General features: G+C 69.3%; 16 protein-coding genes. 3 read left to right on the forward strand and 13 right to left on the reverse strand.

All coding sequences use genetic code 11. The annotated features are described in order from the left end of the window. Positions 1–27 precede the first annotated feature (27 nt). From ACEI37_RS19915 to ACEI37_RS19925, 3 genes are read right to left on the reverse strand one after another with little or no spacing between them, the layout of a single operon-like run. Complete coding sequence (locus ACEI37_RS19915) at positions 28–1,932, reverse strand: dipeptide ABC transporter ATP-binding protein (protein ID WP_373377858.1); 1,905 nt, start codon at positions 1,930–1,932, stop codon at positions 28–30. Between the two features lie 48 nt (positions 1,933–1,980). Continuing rightward, a complete protein-coding gene (locus tag ACEI37_RS19920) occupies positions 1,981–2,952 on the reverse strand; it encodes an isoaspartyl peptidase/L-asparaginase family protein (RefSeq protein WP_373377859.1) in 972 nt (323 codons plus the stop codon). Between the two features lie 16 nt (positions 2,953–2,968). After that, positions 2,969–3,931, reverse strand: coding sequence for a MurR/RpiR family transcriptional regulator (locus ACEI37_RS19925; protein WP_373380287.1), 963 nt, complete (start codon positions 3,929–3,931; stop codon positions 2,969–2,971). A 303-nt stretch (positions 3,932–4,234) separates the two neighbouring features. Between ACEI37_RS19925 and ACEI37_RS19930 the strand changes: the two genes are divergently transcribed. Then, positions 4,235–6,166, forward strand: coding sequence for an ATP-binding cassette domain-containing protein (locus ACEI37_RS19930; protein WP_373377860.1), 1,932 nt, complete (start codon positions 4,235–4,237; stop codon positions 6,164–6,166). Positions 6,167–6,262: 96 nt separating this feature from the next. Here ACEI37_RS19930 and ACEI37_RS19935 read toward each other — a convergent pair whose 3' ends face one another. The 4 genes from ACEI37_RS19935 to alr form a co-directional block, all read right to left on the reverse strand. Further along, a complete protein-coding gene (locus tag ACEI37_RS19935; protein WP_373377861.1) occupies positions 6,263–6,748 on the reverse strand; it encodes a disulfide bond formation protein B in 486 nt (161 codons plus the stop codon). A gap of 151 nt (positions 6,749–6,899) precedes the next feature. Then, positions 6,900–7,463, reverse strand: a complete 564-nt coding sequence (locus ACEI37_RS19940; RefSeq protein WP_373377862.1) for a GNAT family N-acetyltransferase — start codon at positions 7,461–7,463, stop codon at positions 6,900–6,902. 3 nt (positions 7,464–7,466) lie between these two features. Continuing rightward, entirely contained in the window at positions 7,467–8,828 is a 1,362-nt protein-coding gene (gene radA, locus ACEI37_RS19945) for a DNA repair protein RadA (RefSeq protein ID WP_373377863.1), read from the reverse strand. Positions 8,829–8,987: 159 nt separating this feature from the next. Further along, positions 8,988–10,109 carry an alanine racemase gene (gene alr / locus ACEI37_RS19950; protein ID WP_373377864.1) on the reverse strand — a complete coding sequence of 374 codons (1,122 nt, stop codon included), beginning with the start codon at positions 10,107–10,109 and terminating at the stop codon, positions 8,988–8,990. Between the two features lie 603 nt (positions 10,110–10,712). Between alr and lplT the strand changes: the two genes are divergently transcribed. Next, entirely contained in the window at positions 10,713–12,032 is a 1,320-nt protein-coding gene (gene lplT / locus ACEI37_RS19955) for a lysophospholipid transporter LplT (protein WP_373377865.1), read from the forward strand. 40 nt (positions 12,033–12,072) lie between these two features. Here lplT and ACEI37_RS19960 read toward each other — a convergent pair whose 3' ends face one another. From ACEI37_RS19960 to tsaB, 4 genes are read right to left on the reverse strand one after another with little or no spacing between them, the layout of a single operon-like run. Further along, entirely contained in the window at positions 12,073–13,212 is a 1,140-nt protein-coding gene (locus ACEI37_RS19960) for a DUF1853 family protein (RefSeq protein WP_373377866.1), read from the reverse strand. Continuing rightward, a complete protein-coding gene (locus ACEI37_RS19965) occupies positions 13,178–14,044 on the reverse strand; it encodes a uracil-DNA glycosylase family protein (protein ID WP_373377867.1) in 867 nt (288 codons plus the stop codon). Before ACEI37_RS19965 ends, ACEI37_RS19960 begins: the two co-directional genes overlap by 35 nt. Further along, a complete protein-coding gene (gene rimI / locus ACEI37_RS19970; protein WP_373377868.1) occupies positions 14,041–14,601 on the reverse strand; it encodes a ribosomal protein S18-alanine N-acetyltransferase in 561 nt (186 codons plus the stop codon). Before rimI ends, ACEI37_RS19965 begins: the two co-directional genes overlap by 4 nt. After that, positions 14,598–15,353, reverse strand: a complete 756-nt coding sequence (gene tsaB / locus ACEI37_RS19975) for a tRNA (adenosine(37)-N6)-threonylcarbamoyltransferase complex dimerization subunit type 1 TsaB (RefSeq protein WP_373377869.1) — start codon at positions 15,351–15,353, stop codon at positions 14,598–14,600. Before tsaB ends, rimI begins: the two co-directional genes overlap by 4 nt. Before the next feature lie 129 nt (positions 15,354–15,482). Here tsaB and ACEI37_RS19980 point away from each other — a divergent pair, with 129 nt between their 5' ends. Continuing rightward, complete coding sequence (locus tag ACEI37_RS19980; protein WP_012353003.1) at positions 15,483–15,752, forward strand: acyl-CoA-binding protein; 270 nt, start codon at positions 15,483–15,485, stop codon at positions 15,750–15,752. A 20-nt stretch (positions 15,753–15,772) separates the two neighbouring features. Here ACEI37_RS19980 and ACEI37_RS19985 read toward each other — a convergent pair whose 3' ends face one another. Both ACEI37_RS19985 and ACEI37_RS19990 read right to left on the reverse strand, forming a co-directional pair. Then, complete coding sequence (locus ACEI37_RS19985; protein WP_373377870.1) at positions 15,773–17,254, reverse strand: DHA2 family efflux MFS transporter permease subunit; 1,482 nt, start codon at positions 17,252–17,254, stop codon at positions 15,773–15,775. Next, entirely contained in the window at positions 17,251–17,721 is a 471-nt protein-coding gene (locus ACEI37_RS19990) for an SRPBCC family protein (RefSeq protein ID WP_373377871.1), read from the reverse strand. Before ACEI37_RS19990 ends, ACEI37_RS19985 begins: the two co-directional genes overlap by 4 nt. Positions 17,722–17,726 lie beyond the last annotated feature (5 nt).

Consider the following 17,726-nt stretch of genomic DNA (forward strand, 5'->3'; position numbering starts at 1 on the left):
TCGATTCTCCTTGGATTGACTTCCGTTTCAGTAGGCGCCGCCAACGGCGTGCCGCGCAACAAAATGGCCGAGCGCCCCGCTGCCCGCGACCGGCACCAGCGGCTGCACCACCGGCTCGTCGCCGACCGCGCGGATCGGGCTGGGGATCTCGTCGTTCAGCGGCTCGCGCCGCAGGTGGCGCCGCGCCGGGTCGGCGATCGGCACCGCCGACATCAGCTTCTTGGTGTACGGGTGCTGCGGGTTTTCGAAGATCGCGCGGCGCGGGCCGATTTCGACGATCTGGCCCAGGTACATCACCGCCACGCGATGGCTGACGCGCTCCACCACCGCCATGTCGTGCGAGATAAACAGGAAGGCGATGCCCAGCTCGCGCTGCAGGTCCAGCATCAGGTTGACGATCTGCGCCTGGATCGACACGTCCAGCGCCGACACCGATTCATCCGCCACCACTACCTTTGGATTCAGCGCCAGCGCGCGCGCAATGCAGATGCGCTGGCGCTGGCCGCCGGAGAACTCGTGCGGATAGCGCGCCGCGTGCGACGGGTCCAGCCCCACCTTGTCGAGCAGCCACGCCACGCGCTGCTCGGCCTCCTTGCCGCTGGCGACCTTGTGCACCAGCAGCGGTTCCATGATCGAATAGCCGACCGGCACGCGCGGATCGAGCGACGCGAACGGGTCCTGGAAGATGAACTGGATATTGCGGCGCAGGGTCTGCAGCGCCGCGCCTTCGAGCTGGCTGATGTTCTGCCCGTTGAATTCGATGGTGCCGCTCTGGCTTTCCACCAGGCGCAGCAGCGAGCGGCCGGTAGTGGACTTGCCGCAGCCGGACTCCCCCACCAGCGCCAGCGTCTCGCCGGGATAGAGATCGAAGCTGACCTGCTCCACCGCATGCACGCGCCGCGTGACGCGGCCGAACAGGCCGCCGGGCACGTCGAAGCGCGTGACCAGGTCCTGCACGCGCAGGATCGGCGCCACGCCGGGGCGCACGGTATCCTGCGGCGCAGCCTGCTCGGGGCTGGCGCTGTCCAGCCGCAGCAGCGGGAACTTGGCCGGCAGGTCGGTGCCCTGCATGGCGCCCAGGCGCGGCACCGCCGACAGCAGCGCGCGCGTATAAGGATGCGCCGGCGCACGGAACACGTCGTCGGAGGTGCCCTCTTCTACCTTCTCGCCGCGGTACATCACCAGCACGCGGTCGGCCACCTCGGCGACCACGCCCATGTCGTGGGTGATGAAGACCACGCCCATCTGCATCTCGGCCTGCAGGCCGCGGATCAGCTGCAGGATCTCGGCCTGGATGGTCACGTCCAGCGCCGTGGTGGGCTCGTCGGCAATCAGCAGCGCCGGCTTGCACGACAGCGCCATCGCGATCATCACGCGCTGCCGCATGCCGCCCGAAAGCTGGTGCGGATAGCGCTCGAGCACGCGGCGCGCTTCCGGGATGCGCACCAGTTCCAGCATGCGCAGCGCCTCGGCGCGCGCCGCGGCGCGGCTCTTGCCCTGGTGCAATCGGATCGATTCCGCGATCTGTTCGCCCACCGGGAACACCGGGTTGAGCGAGGTCATCGGCTCCTGGAAGATCATCGCCACGTCGGCGCCGCGCACGCTGCGCAGCGTCGCGTTGTCGGTGCGCGCGAGGTCGATCACCTCGCCGCCGCGCCGGCGCAGCGCCATGCTGCCTGACGCGATCTTGCCGCCGCCATGCTCGACCAGCCGCATCAGCGCCAGCGAGGTCACCGACTTGCCCGAGCCCGACTCGCCCACCACCGCGAGCGTCTCGCCGCGGTCGACATGGAAGGACAGGTTGCGCACGGCCTCGACGGTGCGCTCCGAGGTGGCGAAGCGCACGGTGAGCCCGTCCACCTGGACCACGCGCTCGGGCGGCAGGACCAGGCCGGATACGGGAACGCGCGCGGGGGCTGCGGTAGTGACCACGGGTACTCCTTGTATGGCGGGATGCGGGACTGGCTGGCGCGCGGCGCGTCAGCCGTAGATCGACACGTCGACGGCCTCGCCCACCCGGGCGACACCGCGGTACATGCCTTCGGTATTGAACGGCAGCGTGACGTTGCCGGCGCGGTCGACCGCGATCAGGCCGCCGCGACCCTGGATCGCGGGCAGCTTCTCCATCACCACGCGCCGCGCCGACTCGTCGAGCGACACGCCGGCATAGCGCATCTGCGCCGCAACATCGTGCGCGGCCACGGTACGGATAAACATCTCGCCGGTGCCGGTGGCGGACACCGCCGCGACGTCGTCGGCATAGCAGCCCGCGCCGATCAGCGGGGTATCGCCGACGCGGCCCACCTGCTTGTTGGTGACGCCGCCGGTGGACGTCGCTGCCGCCAGATTGCCGCGGCTGTCGCAGGCGACCGCGCCGACGGTGCCGAACTTGCTGTCGGGATCGATCGGTTCCGTTCCGCGCGCCTGCTGCGCGGCCAGCGTGGCGGCGTCGTGGTCGAGCAGCGCCATGCCGGAATTGCCGCGCGCACGCTGCCATTGGTCGTGGCGGGCCTGGGTGAAGTAGTACTCCGGCGCGACCAGCTCCAGCCCTTGCGCCTGCGCGAAGGCCTCGGCGCCGGCGCCGGCAAACAGCACGTGCTCGCTGTGCTCCAGCACCGCGCGCGCCGCCAGCACCGGGTTGCGCAGGCGCGTGACGCAGGCCACCGCGCCGGCATTGAGGGTGGCACCATCCATTACCGCCGCATCCAGTTCATAGGTGCCGGCATGGGTCAGCACCGCGCCCTTGCCGGCGTTGAACAGCGGGCACTCTTCGAGCAGGCGCACCGCCTCGGTGACCGCATCGAGCGCGCTGCCGCCGTCGGCCAGGATGCGCTGGCCGGCTTGCAGCACGTGTTGCAGCGCTTCGATGTATTCGCGTTCGCGGGCCGCATCCATCGCCGCGCGGGTGATGGTGCCGGCGCCGCCGTGGATGGCAATGACAGCTGCTTGCATAAGGAGACTCAGAGACTCAGGACTTGCGGGTGTTGGATGACCGCGCGCGGCGCGCGCCGGTCTTGGATTCGGTGGGTTGCACTGGTATCGGCGCGGACCGGCGCGCGGGCTCGGCATCGGGCGTGCCATACAGCCACGGCAGCAGGAATTCGGTCATTTCGGCGGCGGCCTTGACCGGGCGTTCGGCCCGGTGCGCCACCGCGCCGCACAGCGCCTCGATCAGCGCCAGCACGGTGGCATCGGAGTTGGCCGAGAGCCGGTTGCCGGCCTGCGCATACAGCGCGATATCGGCCAGCGGCGCCAGCGGCGAGGTCGGGCCGTCGGTCAGCGCCAGCACCTGGCCGCCGTGCGCCTTGACGCGCTGGGCCAGCTCGATGGTGTCGGTGACGTAGCGCGGGAAGGCGATCACGATCAGCAGGTCGCTTGGCTGCAGCTTGAACAGCTGGCGCGCCGCATGCGAGGCACCGCCCGCGCCTGCCACCGACGTGACCATGCGGCAATGCATTTCCAGTCCGTGCTGCAGCAGCCCGGCGAGGAAACCGCTGGCGCCGAAGCCCGCCACGTAGACGCGCTGCGCGGCGAGGATCGCCGCCACCGCGCGCTCGCACGAGGCCGGGTCGATGCCGCGCCGCGTGGCTTCCGCATTGGCGGCGGCGTCTTCGAGCGAGGCCGCGAACACTTCGGCGGCGGTGGCAGGCCGCTCGAGCTCGCTGCGCAGCCGCTCCACCGGCGCCAGCGTGGCTTCGAAACCGCGCACCAGCTCGGCCCGGAACTGCGGATAGCCATCGAAGCCGAGTGCGCGCGCAAAGCGGTTGGCCGTCGCCACCGATACCTCCACCGCCGCGGCGAATTCATCGATGCGCATGGTCGCTGCGCGAAACAGGTTGGCCAGCACGTATTCCGCCATGCGGCGGTGCGCCGGCGTCAGCGCCGGCAGGCTGCGTGCAATGCGGTCCGAGATCGAATGGCCAATGGGCATGGTGGAAGCGGTTGAGCGACTACGCATCAGGGGGCGCGTCGTTGTGAAAATGAATTTACACGCAACCGACTTCCAAGAAAATAGAGTTTTGCGAGACCAAGGGTAATCCCTAGATTCGCCGGCTTTAGCGGCACGTTCACGGTGCATGCATCGACGCGCTTCGACCCGCTTTGGCGCGCCCCTTGCACCGGCACGGCGTGCCGCGCACCGGAAACGCTACAATGCGGGCCAGCGTCACAGCGCCGGCGGCGGCCCGCCTTTTGCGGCGCTTTTTCTGTTTTTCACTCAGGCATTTCCCCTCCCGTGATCCGAATCGACCAGCTAGTCCTTCAGCGCGGCACCAAGGTGCTGTTCGACCACACCAGCGTGACGCTCAACCCGGGCGAGCGCGTGGGCCTCGTCGGCGCCAACGGCAGCGGCAAGTCGACGCTGTTCGCGCTGCTGCGCGGCGAGCTGCATCCGGACGGCGGCGATGTCAGCGTCCCGGCGCAGTGGCGCGTCGCCCACGTGGCGCAGGAAACGCCGGCGGTCAGCCGCACAGCGGTCGACTACGTGATCGACGGCGACACCCGCGTGCGCGAGATCGAGGCCGCCATTGCCGCGGCCCAGGCCAGCGGCGACGGCAGCGCCGAAGGCGAAGCCCATGCCGCCTATGCCGACGCCGACGGCTACACCGCGCCGGCGCGGGCCGAGGCCCTGCTGCTGGGCCTGGGCTTCACGCTGGCGCAGGTGTCGCAGCCGGTGGCGTCGTTCTCGGGCGGCTGGCGCATGCGCCTGAACCTGGCGCAGGCGCTGATGTGCCCGTCGGACCTGTTGCTACTCGACGAACCGACCAACCACCTGGACCTCGACGCCATCGTCTGGCTGGAAGACTGGCTGGCGCGCTATCCCGGCACGCTGGTGATGATTTCGCACGACCGCGAATTCCTCGACGCGATCTGCAATGTCACGGTGCATATCGAGAACCAGCAGCTGCGCCGCTACGGCGGCAACTACACGCTGTTCGAGACCCTGCGGCTGCAGCAGATGGCGCAGCAGCAGGCCGCCTACGTGCGCCAGCAGAAGGAAATCGCGCACCTGGAATCGTTCATCACCCGCTTCAAGGCCAAGGCGACCAAGGCGCGCCAGGCGCAGAGCCGGGTCAAGGCACTGGAGAAGATGGAGCGGCTGGCGCCGGTGCACGTCGCCGCCGGCTTTGCCTTCGAGTTCCGCGAGCCCGACGCCGCGCCCAACCCGATGATGGTGCTCGACGGCGTGGATTGCGGCTACGCCGAAGCCGATCCGCCCGTCACCATCCTGCACAACCTGGCGCTTTCGATCCAGAACGGCCAGCGCATCGGCCTGCTGGGCGCGAACGGCCAGGGCAAGTCGACGCTGGTCAAGACGCTGGCCGGCACGCAGGATCCGCTCAAGGGCAACCTGCGCCTGGGCAAGGGCCTGCAGATCGGCTACTTCGCCCAGCACCAGCTGGAAACGCTGCGCGACCACGACTCCGCGCTGCAGCACCTCGCGCGCCTGGCGCCCGACGTGCGCGAGCAGGAGCTGCGCGACTTCCTCGGCAGCTTCAACTTCCGCGGCGACATGGCGACCACGCCGATCGAGCCCTTCTCCGGCGGCGAAAAGGCCCGGCTGGCGCTGGCGCTGATCGTCTGGCAGAAGCCCAACCTGCTGCTGCTCGACGAACCGACCAACCACCTCGACCTCGATACGTGCGAGGCGCTGACCATGGCGCTGGCGCAGTTCGAAGGCACGCTGATCCTGGTCTCGCACGACCGGCACCTGCTGCGCGCCACCGCCGACCAGTTCATGCTGGTGGCCGACGGCACCATCCGGCCTTTCGACGGCGACCTCGACGACTACCGCGACTGGCTGCTGCAGCAGGCGGCGGCCAAGCGCAACGCCGCCACCGCCGCGCACCTGGCGGAGAACGGTGGAGACGCCACCACGATCAACCGCAAGGACCAGCGCCGCGCCGAGGCCGACGAGCGCCAGCGCCTGTCGGCGCTGCGCAAGCCGCTGACCAGGGAGTTGGAAAAGGTCGAGAAGCGGATGGCGGTGCTGCAGACTGCCAGGGAGGAGATCGACCAGTTCATGGCCGATGAAGGCAGCTATGCCGAGGCCAACAAGATGAAGCTGATGGAAATGCTCAAGCGCCAGGGCGAGGTTAACGGCGAGCTCGAGACGCTGGAAGAAAAGTGGCTGGAGCTGCAGGAGCAGATCGAGCAGATTGCCTGATCGGTTTGGGGTTCGAGTCCCCTCCCTTGCACCACCGCAAAACAGAAACGGCGCCGATGGCGCCGTTTCTGCTTATATCGTTCGCTTATCCCGAGCTCAGCGGAAATTCTTCTCCCTGCGGATCAGCCCCACCGCCAGCGTCAACGTCAGCACGAACAGCCAGATCAGCGACCATGCCGGCACCGACAGCCCCAGCACCGGCGGCAGCGGCGCGGTGCACAGGCCGTCGGAGTAGAACAGCTGCGGCAGCACCTTGGCGGTGGGCAGCGCATTGACCCAGTTCTCGAGCGGATCGATGCCGCACGAAGCCTTGGGATTGAGCAGCAGCGACACGTGATAGACCGCCACCGCAATGCCGGCGATGCCGGACAGCATGCCCAGGCCCTGCCACAGCGAGCGCGTGTTCTGCGCCACCGCGGCCAGCAGCGAGAACACGCCGATGCCGACAAAGGCGAAGCGCTGCATCACGCAGAGCGGACAAGGCTGGTAGCCCTTTTCGAACTGCAGGTAGAGCGCGACGCCGACCAGGGCGAAGGAGACGATGGCAATCAGCAGGAAATAGGCGCGGGAATTGGCTTGCATCATTGGAACTCAGGTGATCCGGTAAATCGTTGCCGTCAGTCGGAAGGCGCGGCTGTGCTGCGCATTATTACCCATTTTGCCGCGCCTGCCGTCGGCGCCACATCCGCCGCCACATGCGGCGCCGGCCCCGCGGCGGATCGACGCATCGGCATCATGCGCCCGCTGCCTGCCACGCCGCGCGCGGCAGGCGGTACAGGCAATGCGGCCGCAACGGGTGCTGCGGCGGCAAGGCGGGATGGTCGAAACCCACCGCATCCTCGCGCATGCCAAGCCGCTCCATCACCGCGCGCGAGCGGGCATTGGCAAGCGTGGTGAAGGCGACGATTTCCTCCAGCCCCAGGCGGCCGAAACCGTAGGCGAGCGCGCCACGCGCCGCCTCGGTGGCGTAGCCCTGGCCCCAGGCATGCCGCGCCAGCCGCCAGGCGATTTCCACGCACGGCGCGAACGGCAGTGTGGCGGCAGGCTCGTGCAGTCCGACAAAGCCGAGGAAGGTATCGTCCGCGCTGCGTTCGACGACCCAGACGCCCCACCCAATCTGCGCGATCAGGCTGCGGCAGCGCGCGGCCATCGCATCGCTTTCGGCGCGCGTCAGCGGTGCCGGGAAATAGCGCATCACCTGCGCATCGGCATTGAGCGCGGCAAACGGCGCGTAGTCTTGATCGCGCCACTGGCGCAGCCGCAAGCGGCCGGTCTCGAAGGCGATGCCGTCGTCCATGGCTCAGTCCAGGTGGCGCACGCGGTCGATGGCCTGCTCGATGCGCTCGACCGCGATCACGTCGAGCCCGTCAATCTTCTGCTTGGGCGCATTGGCCTTGGGAATGACGGCCAGCGTAAAGCCCAGCTTGGCCGCTTCCTTCAGGCGCTCCTGCCCGCGCGGGCTGGGGCGGATCTCGCCGGCCAGCCCCACTTCGCCGAACACCACCAGGCCGCGCGGCAGCGGCTTGTTGCGCATCGACGAGTGGATCGACAGCAGCACCGCCAGGTCCGCCGCGGGTTCGGTGATCTTGACCCCGCCCACCGCGTTCAGGAACACGTCCTGGTCGAAGCAGGCGATGCCCGCATGCCGGTGCAGCACCGCCAGCAGCAACGCCAGCCGGTTCTGCTCCAGCCCCACCGCCAGGCGGCGCGGGTTGGGCACGTGCGCGGTATCGACCAGCGCCTGGATTTCCACCAGCAGCGGCCGCGTGCCTTCCTGCGTCACCAGCACGCACGAGCCCGGCACGGTCTCTTCATGCTGCGACAGGAACAGCGCCGACGGATTGCTGATGCCGCGCAGGCCGCGCTCGGTCATCGCGAACACGCCCAGCTCGTTGACCGCGCCGAAGCGGTTCTTGAAGGCGCGGATCAGCCGGTGCGACGAATGGGTATCGCCCTCGAAATACAGCACCGTATCGACGATATGCTCGAGCACGCGCGGCCCCGCCAGGCTGCCCTCCTTGGTCACGTGGCCGACCAGGATGATGGTGGTGCCGCTGCTCTTGGCGATGCGCGTGAGCTGCGCCGCGCATTCGCGCACCTGCGCCACCGACCCCGGCGCCGAGGTCAGCGCCTCGGAATACAGCGTCTGGATCGAATCGATCACCGCAACCTCGGGCTTTTCCACCTCCAGCGTGGCCTGGATCTTCTCCAGCTGGATTTCGGCGAGCAGTCCCAGCGATGGGCTTTCGACGCCCAGGCGCTGTGCGCGCAGCGCGATCTGCGCGCCCGATTCTTCGCCGCTGACATAGAGCACGCGGCGCTGCCCGGCCAGGTTGGCCAGCGCCTGCAGCAGCAGCGTGGACTTGCCGATACCGGGATCGCCGCCGATCAGCACCACCCCGCCCGACACCAGGCCGCCGCCGAGCACCCGGTCGAACTCGTCGATGCCGCTGGAAAAGCGCGGCACGTCGGCGGCCTCGATCTCGGCCAGCTTGCGCACCGTGGCCGATGCCGCGAGTGGCTGGAATCGCTTGTTCGAGGCGGATTCCGCCACGGTCTCCACCAGCGTGTTCCACTGCTGGCAATGCGGGCACTGGCCGGCCCAGCGCGGCGTGGTGCCGCCGCATTCGGTACAGGTATAGACAGTCTTGCTCTTGGCCAACGGAGGTCCTTGCAGAAAGAATCGAGCCGGGCCTGAAGCGACCCGGCCCGCGGAGGTGGCGAAGTGTGCGAAGCGGCCCGAGGCGGCGCATGCTTGCCCAGCGTAACCGTGCGGCGCTGCGCCCGCACCCCGCTGCCCGCGCGCGCATGTCAGGCTACATCAGGCGATCGCAGGCGCGGCGCTATCTGATGCCGTGATGGTCGCCACCGTGGTCGGCACGCGCGGCGCCAGCGCGCACATCAGCTCGTAGCCGACCGTGCCGCTGGCCTGCGCCACTTCGTCGATCGGCAGGCCCTGGCCCCACAGCGTGACCGGGCTGCCGACGCGCGCCTTCGGGCACGGCGTCAGGTCGACGCACAGCATGTCCATCGACACGCGCCCGACCAGCTCGGTGCGCACGCCGTCGACCAGCACCGGCGCGCGCTGCTCGCCCCATCCCGATGCGTGGCGCGGGTAGCCATCGGCATAGCCGCAGGCGACCACGCCGATGCGCATTGGCCGCTCCGCGGTGAAGAGCGAGCCGTAGCCGACGGTAGCGCCCGGCTGCAGGTCCTGCACCGCGATCAGTTCGCTGTGCAGCGACATCGCCGGCTGCAGCCCGGTGCCGGCGATATCGGCATCGCGGCCGGTGGGCGAGGCGCCGTACAGGATGATGCCCGGTCGCACCCAGGCGCGGTGCGCCTGCGGGTGCCACAGCACCGCGGCGGAATTCGACAGGCTGGCCTCGCCCGGCAGGTTGGCGGTGGCAGCGTCGAAGGCTTCGACCTGGTGGGCGATGCCGCGCGGGCCGTCGGCATCGGAGAAATGCGTCATATGGACGATGCTGCCCACGCACGGCATGGCTCGCGCGCGCTCCCAGGCGGCACGGTATTGCGCCGGATGGAAGCCGAGCCGGTTCATGCCGGTGTTGAGCTTGAGCTGGATCGCCAGTGGGCCCTTGGGGCGCGCGCTTTCCAGCATGCGCAGCTGCTCGTCGCAGTGGATCGCAGTGGTGAGCCGGTATTGCTCGATCAGGGCGATGTCCTGCGGCTGGAAGAAGCCCTCCAGCAGCAGGATCGGGCCCTGCCAGCCGAGGTCGCGCAGCAGCACGGCCTCATTCAGGTCCAGCAGGCCGAAGCCGTCGGCTCCGCGCAGTGCAGCAAAGACGCGGCGGATGCCATGGCCATAGGCATTGGCCTTGACCACCGCCCAGACGCGCGCATCGGGCGCCTTGCGGCGGATCACGTCGAGATTGTTGGCCAGGGCGGGTTGGTGGATGACGGCTTGGATCGGTCTTGGCATTGGAAGTCACATCAGGGTAGCGGACAAAGCCGGCAGCGGCGCGGGCGGCTCATGCGCGCGGCGGGCTGGAGGGACGGCTCTGTCTCAGTATCGATGGCGCAAACGTCACCTGTCGGTGTGCCGCAGCACGGACCGGCGACCAATGTGGGCGACGGCAGCGGCGACGGTTGTGGTGACGGATATGCGGGATGCCCGCAATTGGCACGTCCAGGTATCCCAGTCACCATATCTCGCCGGGCGCACACCAGATCAGGGAAAGACCGGTCCGGCGGGCCGCGGTGGCAGCCGTTATTTGAACACATTCGGATGCTGTTGCCGGGGGTCATCAGGGAATCGGCAAGGCAATTTGCTGTCAAAAAGAGCCGTTGCCGGGGTTCGGGAATGTCATGTTTTCGTGATATAAAGCCGGACGCTCCGGCCATGTTCTAAAAGCGAAGCATTATGTCAATGACTGTCAGGCAGGCCTCACGGCGCCGCAGCGCAGCACCTGCGACACAATTCGACACGGCCGCGGCACAAGGTTCCCTGCAAACCATGGCCTCTGCGGCCGGCACCGGCCTGGCCACCCTGAATGGAGCGCGCGATGGAGAGAAAGTCGACAGCATGAAGAAGGGTTTTTACACCATCATGGCCGCGCAGTTTTTTTCCTCGCTGGCCGACAATGCCTTACTGATCGCCGCCATCGCCCTTCTCACCGAATTGCACTCCCCGCAGTGGATGACCCCGCTGCTCAAGCTGTTCTTCGTTCTCTCCTACGTCATTCTTGCCGCCTTCGTCGGCGCCTTCGCCGACTCGATGCCCAAGGGGCGGGTGATGCTCATCACCAACGCTATCAAGGTGGTCGGCTGCGCCATCATGATGTTCGGGCTGCATCCGCTGCTGGCCTATGGCGTAGTCGGCTTCGGCGCGGCGGCGTATTCGCCGGCCAAGTACGGCATCCTGACCGAGCTGCTGCCCCCCGAAAAACTGGTGCTGGCCAACGGCTGGATCGAGGGCCTGACGGTAGGCTCGATCATCCTCGGCACGGTGGTGGGCGGTGCGCTGATCTCCGTGCATGTCTCGGGCATGCTGCTGCGCCTGGACCTGCCCTTCGTCAATACCGGCATCGACACTCCGGCCGAGGCTGCGATGGTGGTGATCATGCTGTTCTATGTGATCGCCTCGGTCTTCAACCTGTTCATCCCCGACACCGGCGCGCGCTATCCGGCGCAGGAAAAGAACCCGATCAAGCTGATCGCCGAATTCGGCGACTGCTTTCTGGCGCTGTGGCGCGACAAGCTGGGACAGATCTCCCTGGCGGTGACCACGCTGTTCTGGGGCGTTGGCGCGACGCTGCAGTTCATCGTGCTGAAATGGGCCGAGAAATCGCTGGGCCTGAACCTGTCACAGGGCGCGCTGCTGCAGGCCGTGGTGGCCGTGGGCGTGGCCGTCGGCGCGATCCTGGCGGCGGCGCGCATCCCGCTGCGCAAATCGCTGTCGGTGCTGCCGTTCGGCGTGGCGATGGGCGCCACGGTGATGGTGATGGCGTTCTACACCAAGGACGCGATGCCGCAGGTCACGCTCGACGTGATGGGCCTGCACATGCCGCTGTACATGGCCATCGCCTACGTATTCCTGATGCTGGTGGGCGCGATGTCGGGCTATTTCGTGGTGCCGATGAACGCGCTGCTGCAGCACCGCGGCCACGTGCTGCTGTCGGCCGGGCACTCGATCGCGGTGCAGAACTTCAATGAGAACGTCTCGGTGCTGCTGATGCTGTGCCTGTACGCGCTGCTGATCAAGCTCAACGTGCCGATCGGCGTGGTCATCATCGCGCTCGGCCTGTTTATCTGCGTGACCATGGCGCTGGTGCTCAAGCTGCACAAGTACAACGTGCGCACCTTCAACTCGCTGGCGATGATCGGCGAGGACAAGCACCACTAGAACCATCACGGCCCTGCCGCCCGCGGCCGGCCAGCGCGCATCAGGCGTCGTCCTGCCCCGCTGGCGCGCCCCGTGGCGGCGCTTCGGTGCGGGCCAGCGCCCGCTCCTGCCATCCCGGCGGTACCACGAACCCGCGCGAGCATTCGCGCCACCAGCCTGGCGCCTGCGGCCCGGCCGGTTCCAGCTCGCACAGCATCACCGGCGACTCGCGGCGCCAGCCGTGGTCATGGCGCGGATCGGCAAAGCGCTGCGCCAGCAGCGCGTGCAGCGTGCCGGCGTCGTCGGTGTCGGCCTCCGGCACCAGTGCGCCCGACAGCCACCCGGTACGGGGCAGGCGGCACCAGCGCAGGCCCGGGCGCGTACTGGCCCGCGCGGCCCAGGCATCGAGCGTCGACCACCAGCCATGCAAGTGGTCCGGCGCAATGCCCAGCGCCTCCAGCCCGGCCGGCACCTGGCCATCTCGATAGAACAGCCAGCCCAGCAGATAGACCTCGCTACGGTCCACGGTGTGGCCCAGCGCGGCCTGCGCCTCTGGCGTATGCCCCAACGGCAACTGGCGGTGCACGATATGGCCGAGCTTGTCGCCAAGGCGGTCGACCAGGTTCGGGCCGACGAAATCCTGCGCCCGCGGCGGCTGGTCGCCGCCCGCGGCCATCAGGTAGAACTTGGCAGCCATCTCCCAGTGGACCACCGCGCCCGAGTCCAGCTCGCGCCAGACGAAATCCAGCTCGCCCAGCGTGCGCACGCCGTGGCGGCCGGCGCGCCGCACCGGCACGTTGGCCGCCAGCAGAGACAGTCCCTGCATATGGCGCAGCGCAAAAAGCAGCAGCCGCTCGGCATGCCGGCCCAGGCGCAGGCTGCGGTTGGCGGGGTCGTGGTCGGCATCGGCGGCAAGCGCGGCGTGGCCGTCGGCCAGTTCGTCGATGGTGGCGGGCAGCGTGGCGGGATCCGCGCCTTCGAGCCAGCGCTGCCAGGCCTCCAGGGTGCCGGCCGGCCAGCGCGCCAGCGCGGCCCCGGGTACGGCGTCCAGCAGCGGAGGCGACAGCGTGGTCCAGGCCAGGTCGCGCGCGCGTGCCGACGCGGCGCGGCGCCACAGCGGCGCGTGCGACGGCCCATGGCCGTCGCCGCCGCGGGTCAGCGAGAGGTCAGGCCCCAGCTCCCGCACGGTCGTGGACCTCACGGGCCAGGCACAGGTCTTCCCAGGCGCGCGCCTTGTCGGTCAGCGTGCGCAGCAGGTAGGCGGGATGGTAGGTCACCACCACGGGGATGCCTTCGTACGCATGCACGGTGCCGCGCAGCTTGCCGATCGGCGTGGTGGTGCGCAGCAGCGACTGCGCGGCGAAACGGCCCAGCACCACGATCACGCGGGGCCGGACCAGCGCAATCTGCCGGCGCAGGAAGGGCTCGCATTGCGCCACCTCTTCCGGTTCCGGATTGCGGTTGCCGGGCGGGCGGCATTTGAGCACGTTGGCGATGAACACGTTGCGCCCGCGCGCCAGCCCGAGCGCGCCGAGCATGTTGTCGAGCAGCTTGCCGGCCTGGCCGACGAAGGGCTCGCCCTGCAGGTCTTCGTTCTCGCCGGGGGCCTCGCCCACCAGCATCCATTCGGCCTGGCGCGCGCCCACCCCGAACACCGTGTTGGTGCGCGTCTGGCAAAGGCCGCAGGCGGTGCAGCCCGCCACCGCGGCATCGAGCGCCGGCCAGTCCATCGCGGCGATGGCCGCTTCACGCTCCGCCTGCGCAGCGCCAGGTGCCGGCCCGGCGGGAACCAGCGCCGGCGCAGCGCGCTCGGGGGTGGGCGGTGCCAGCGGGGCAGCCAGCGGCGCCTCGGGAAGCGCAACCGCTGCAACCACCGGAGCAGCCGTCACAGCCGCGGGCAGCTCGGCCACTGGCATCGCGGCCGCCTGCACCGCTACGTCCGGCGGCGCCTCTGCCGGCGCCGCCGCGGGCGTGCGCGGCACCCATTCGGTCGGAATGCCCAGCACCTCGAGGAACTGCGCACGGCGGCTCATGCCTGGCCCTCCGTGCCTTCGTTGGCGGCTGCCTGCGCCGGCCAGGCGCGGCGCAGCACCAGCGCGTCTTCGCGCTTGCCGCCGGGCGCCGGGTAATAGCCCTTGCGGCGGCCGATCTCGGCAAACCCGGCGGCCTGGTACAGCGCGATCGCGCCGGTATTGGAGGGCCTCACCTCCAGCAGCATGGTGTGGATGCGGTGCGCGTGCGAGGTCGCCAGCACCACCGCGAGCATCAGGCGTCCGAGTCCCTGGCGCTGGCGCTGCGGCTCGACCGTGATGTTGAGCAGGTGCATTTCATCGACCACCGGCATCAGCACGGCGTAGGCCACCAGCGTGCCCGCCGGATCGCGCAGCGTCAGCCCGAGATGCCCGGACTTGACCGAGTTCTCGAAGTTGCCGCGCGTCCATGGATGGCTGTAGGCGCGCGCCTCGATGCCCGCCACCGCCTGCAGGTCCAGCGCGCTCATGCGGCCCAGCGACCAGCCGTCCGGCAGCGCCGGCATGGGAGGCACCTCGGGCCAGTCGTGGCGGTCCGCAAGGGGATACGCGGCGCTCACGATGCGCTCCCCGGCTGGGCCGCCGCGCGCGCCGCCGCAACGGCCTCGCGCTCGGCGATGGTCTGGGCGACCTTGTCGCGCAGGTAGACCGGCATGGCCTGGTCGGCGTCGATGGCCTCGCCGCGCGCCAGCGCGCGCAGCGCGAGGGCAACCATCGGCTGCGCATGGGGCATCGCCTCGGGCAGCACGCGCGCGGCGCGGGCCAGGCCCGCCAGGCGCTCGCCAAACACCGTGGACGCGTTGCCGGCAAGCCAGAATTCGCCGGCGGGCAAGGCCACGGTTTCGGGCGCGCCGACCTGCATCGGCGTCAGTTCCGCCCACTCCTGCGCGGCCGCGTTCCAGCCGAAGGCTGCCGCATAGGCCTCGTCCATGCGCGCATCCAGCGCCACCAGCACCGCGGTGCCGTCCGGCAGCGCCGGCGTGGCGGCGCGGGCGCGTTCGGCGCAGGCCATCAGCGTATTGACCGGCACCACCGGCACGCCGGCGCCGAACGCCAGCCCCTGTGCCACGCCGCAGGCGGTGCGCAGGCCGGTGAACGAGCCTGGGCCGGCGCCAAAGGCGATGGCCGCGCAATCGGCCAGCGCGATGCCGGCTTCGGCCAGCAATTCGCCGGCGGCCGGCAGCACGCGCGCCGACGAGCGTGCGCCGGTGTGCTCATGGCGCACCAGGCACTCGAGGCCGGCGCCTGCCGCGCGTCCGAGCGCGACCGAGCACCACTCCGTAGAAGTTTCAACAGCAAGAATCCAGGACATGGCGCGATTGTAGCCGTTGGGCCCGGAATCGAGGGCTTCTTCGGTTTTATACGGACGGCGCGCCCGCGCGGGGCGGCTATCATCGGGCTGCATTTTCGCAATCCAAGACAGTCCACCCGGAGGAACCCCATGAGCGACCTGCAGGCACGCTTCGAACAGGCCCAGATCGACGTCAAGCAACTGAGCGAGCGCCCCAGCAATATGTCCCTGCTGCGCCTGTACGCGCTGTTCAAGCAAGGCAGCGAGGGCGATGCGCACGGCGACAAGCCCGGCATGACCGATTTCGTCGGGCGCTACAAGTTCGAGGCGTGGGAAGCGCTGCGCGGCACCGCGCGCGAGCAGGCGATGGAGCAGTACATCGCGCTGGTGGAAGAATTGCGCAGCGGCGCCGCCAGCTGAATGATTCCGGCGCGGCGGCTTCAGGCCGCCGGCGCCGGACGCGGCCGGATGCGCCAGGCCGCCAGCATCGCGCTGGCGATCACCACGCCGACCGCGAGGAAGGTCTCGTCGAAGGCGCGGATGCGCGCCGCCTGGAGCGCGCTGTCGCCGGCCTGGCCCAGCAACGCGCCATGCTCGGCCAGGCGCCACTGCAGCCCGACGCCCGCCAGGCTCACGCCGATGGCCCCGCCCAGCTGGCGCAGGAAGTTGATGCAGCTGGACCCCTGCGCGATCAGCGTGAAGTCCACGCCGCGCATCGCGCCCAGTGTCAGCGACGGCAGGATGCAGCCCAGGCCGATCCGGCCCAGCACCGCCAGCGCCACCAGCACCAGGTACGGCGTCGCGCGCGAGCCCAGCGCCATCAGCAGGAACGACAACGACAGCAGCGCCAGCCCGAACGATACCTGCACATGCGGCGGGATCCGGTGCGTGAAGCGCCCCGCCACCGCAATCGTCAGCGCCAGCATCACGCCCGCCGGGAACAGCACCAGGCCCGCGCGCGAGGGCGTGTATTCCAGCGCCATCTGCATGTAGACCGGCAACAGGTAGGTCGAGCCGAACAGGCCCGCGCCATAGATGAAGGCCACCACCGCCCCGGCCGCGAACTGCCGGTAGCTGTAGAGCCGCATATTCATCAGCGGGTACGCCGCGCGCAGCTGCCACATCACGAAGGCCGCCAGCATCAGCACGCCGAAGCCCGACAGCGCCAGGCCCGCGGTGACGCTCTCGCGCATCTCGACCACGCCGTTGAGCAGGCTGACGGTGGCGATGCCGGCCAGGCCCAGCCCGCGCCAGTCGAGCGGCTGGCGCTCGCCCATCATGATCGAGTCCACCGCCATGAAGCGGCGCGCCATCAGCACCGCCAGCAGCGTCAGCGGCACCACCACGAAGAAGATCGAGCGCCAGCCGAAGGCCTCGACCAGGAAGCCGCCCAGGCTGGGCCCCAGCGCCGGCGCCAGCACCACGCCGAAGCCGAACATGCTGATGGCCTTGCCCTGCTCGCGCTCTTCAAAGACGCGCAGGATCAGGATATTGGGCAGCGGCTGCATGATGCCCGCGGCGATGCCCTCGGCCACGCGCATCGCGATCATCACGCCGTAGGTCGGAGAGAAACCGCCCACCAGCCCGCCCACGCCCAGCAGCAGCGATGCGCCCAAGAAGGTGCGCCGCAGCCCGTAGCGGTTCAGCAGCCAGGGGGTCAGCAGCATCGACAGCGTCATCGCGATCATGAAGCTGGCCGCGACCCATTGCGCGCGCTCCTGCCCCAGCACGAAATGCCGGCTCAGGTCGGGAATGGCCACATTGACGATGGTGGACGAGACGATCGACGAGATCGTGCCCAGCATCAGCGTCGCCAGCACCAGCCAGCGCAGCCGTTCGCCATAGCGCTCGCGCAGCGCCTGCCGGGTCGGCAGAGCCGGCCGCTGGCCGGAACCCTCCGGCGTGGCGGGGCCCTCGCTCACCCCAGCCGCCCGGTGTCGGCGATCTCGCGGATCTTGCGGACGGTGTCGATGTCGGCCGCGTGGTAGGCGGACTTGACGATCTCGGCGTAGCGGTCGTCGCCGCTGGCGTCGACGGCCGGCATGGTGGTGTCGTAGATAAAGCGCAGCAGCAGCGCGCCCGGACCCGGGGTCTCGATCGCCATGGTGAGCGTGCCGCCGGCATGCTCGGCCGTGGCCGCGGTCTCATAGCGCACCAGCCGGCGCGGCTCGTAGACCACGCGATCTTCGATCGAAGCCTGGCCGAAATGCAGCACGCGGTCGATCCAGTTGTCGCCGCGGCCCACCACTTCGGCGCGGTCCAGGCCCAGCACGAAAAGCTCGGGAGATTCGGCGCGCAGCACCAGGCCCTGCCACACCTGCTCGGCCGTCAGCGGTTCCAGCTGCGGGTTGCCCGGATCATTGATCTCAACCAAGTGCTCGAAACGCAACTTCA

It is taken from the genome of Cupriavidus nantongensis (assembly GCF_041726985.1).
Classification (GTDB): domain Bacteria; phylum Pseudomonadota; class Gammaproteobacteria; order Burkholderiales; family Burkholderiaceae; genus Cupriavidus; species Cupriavidus nantongensis_A.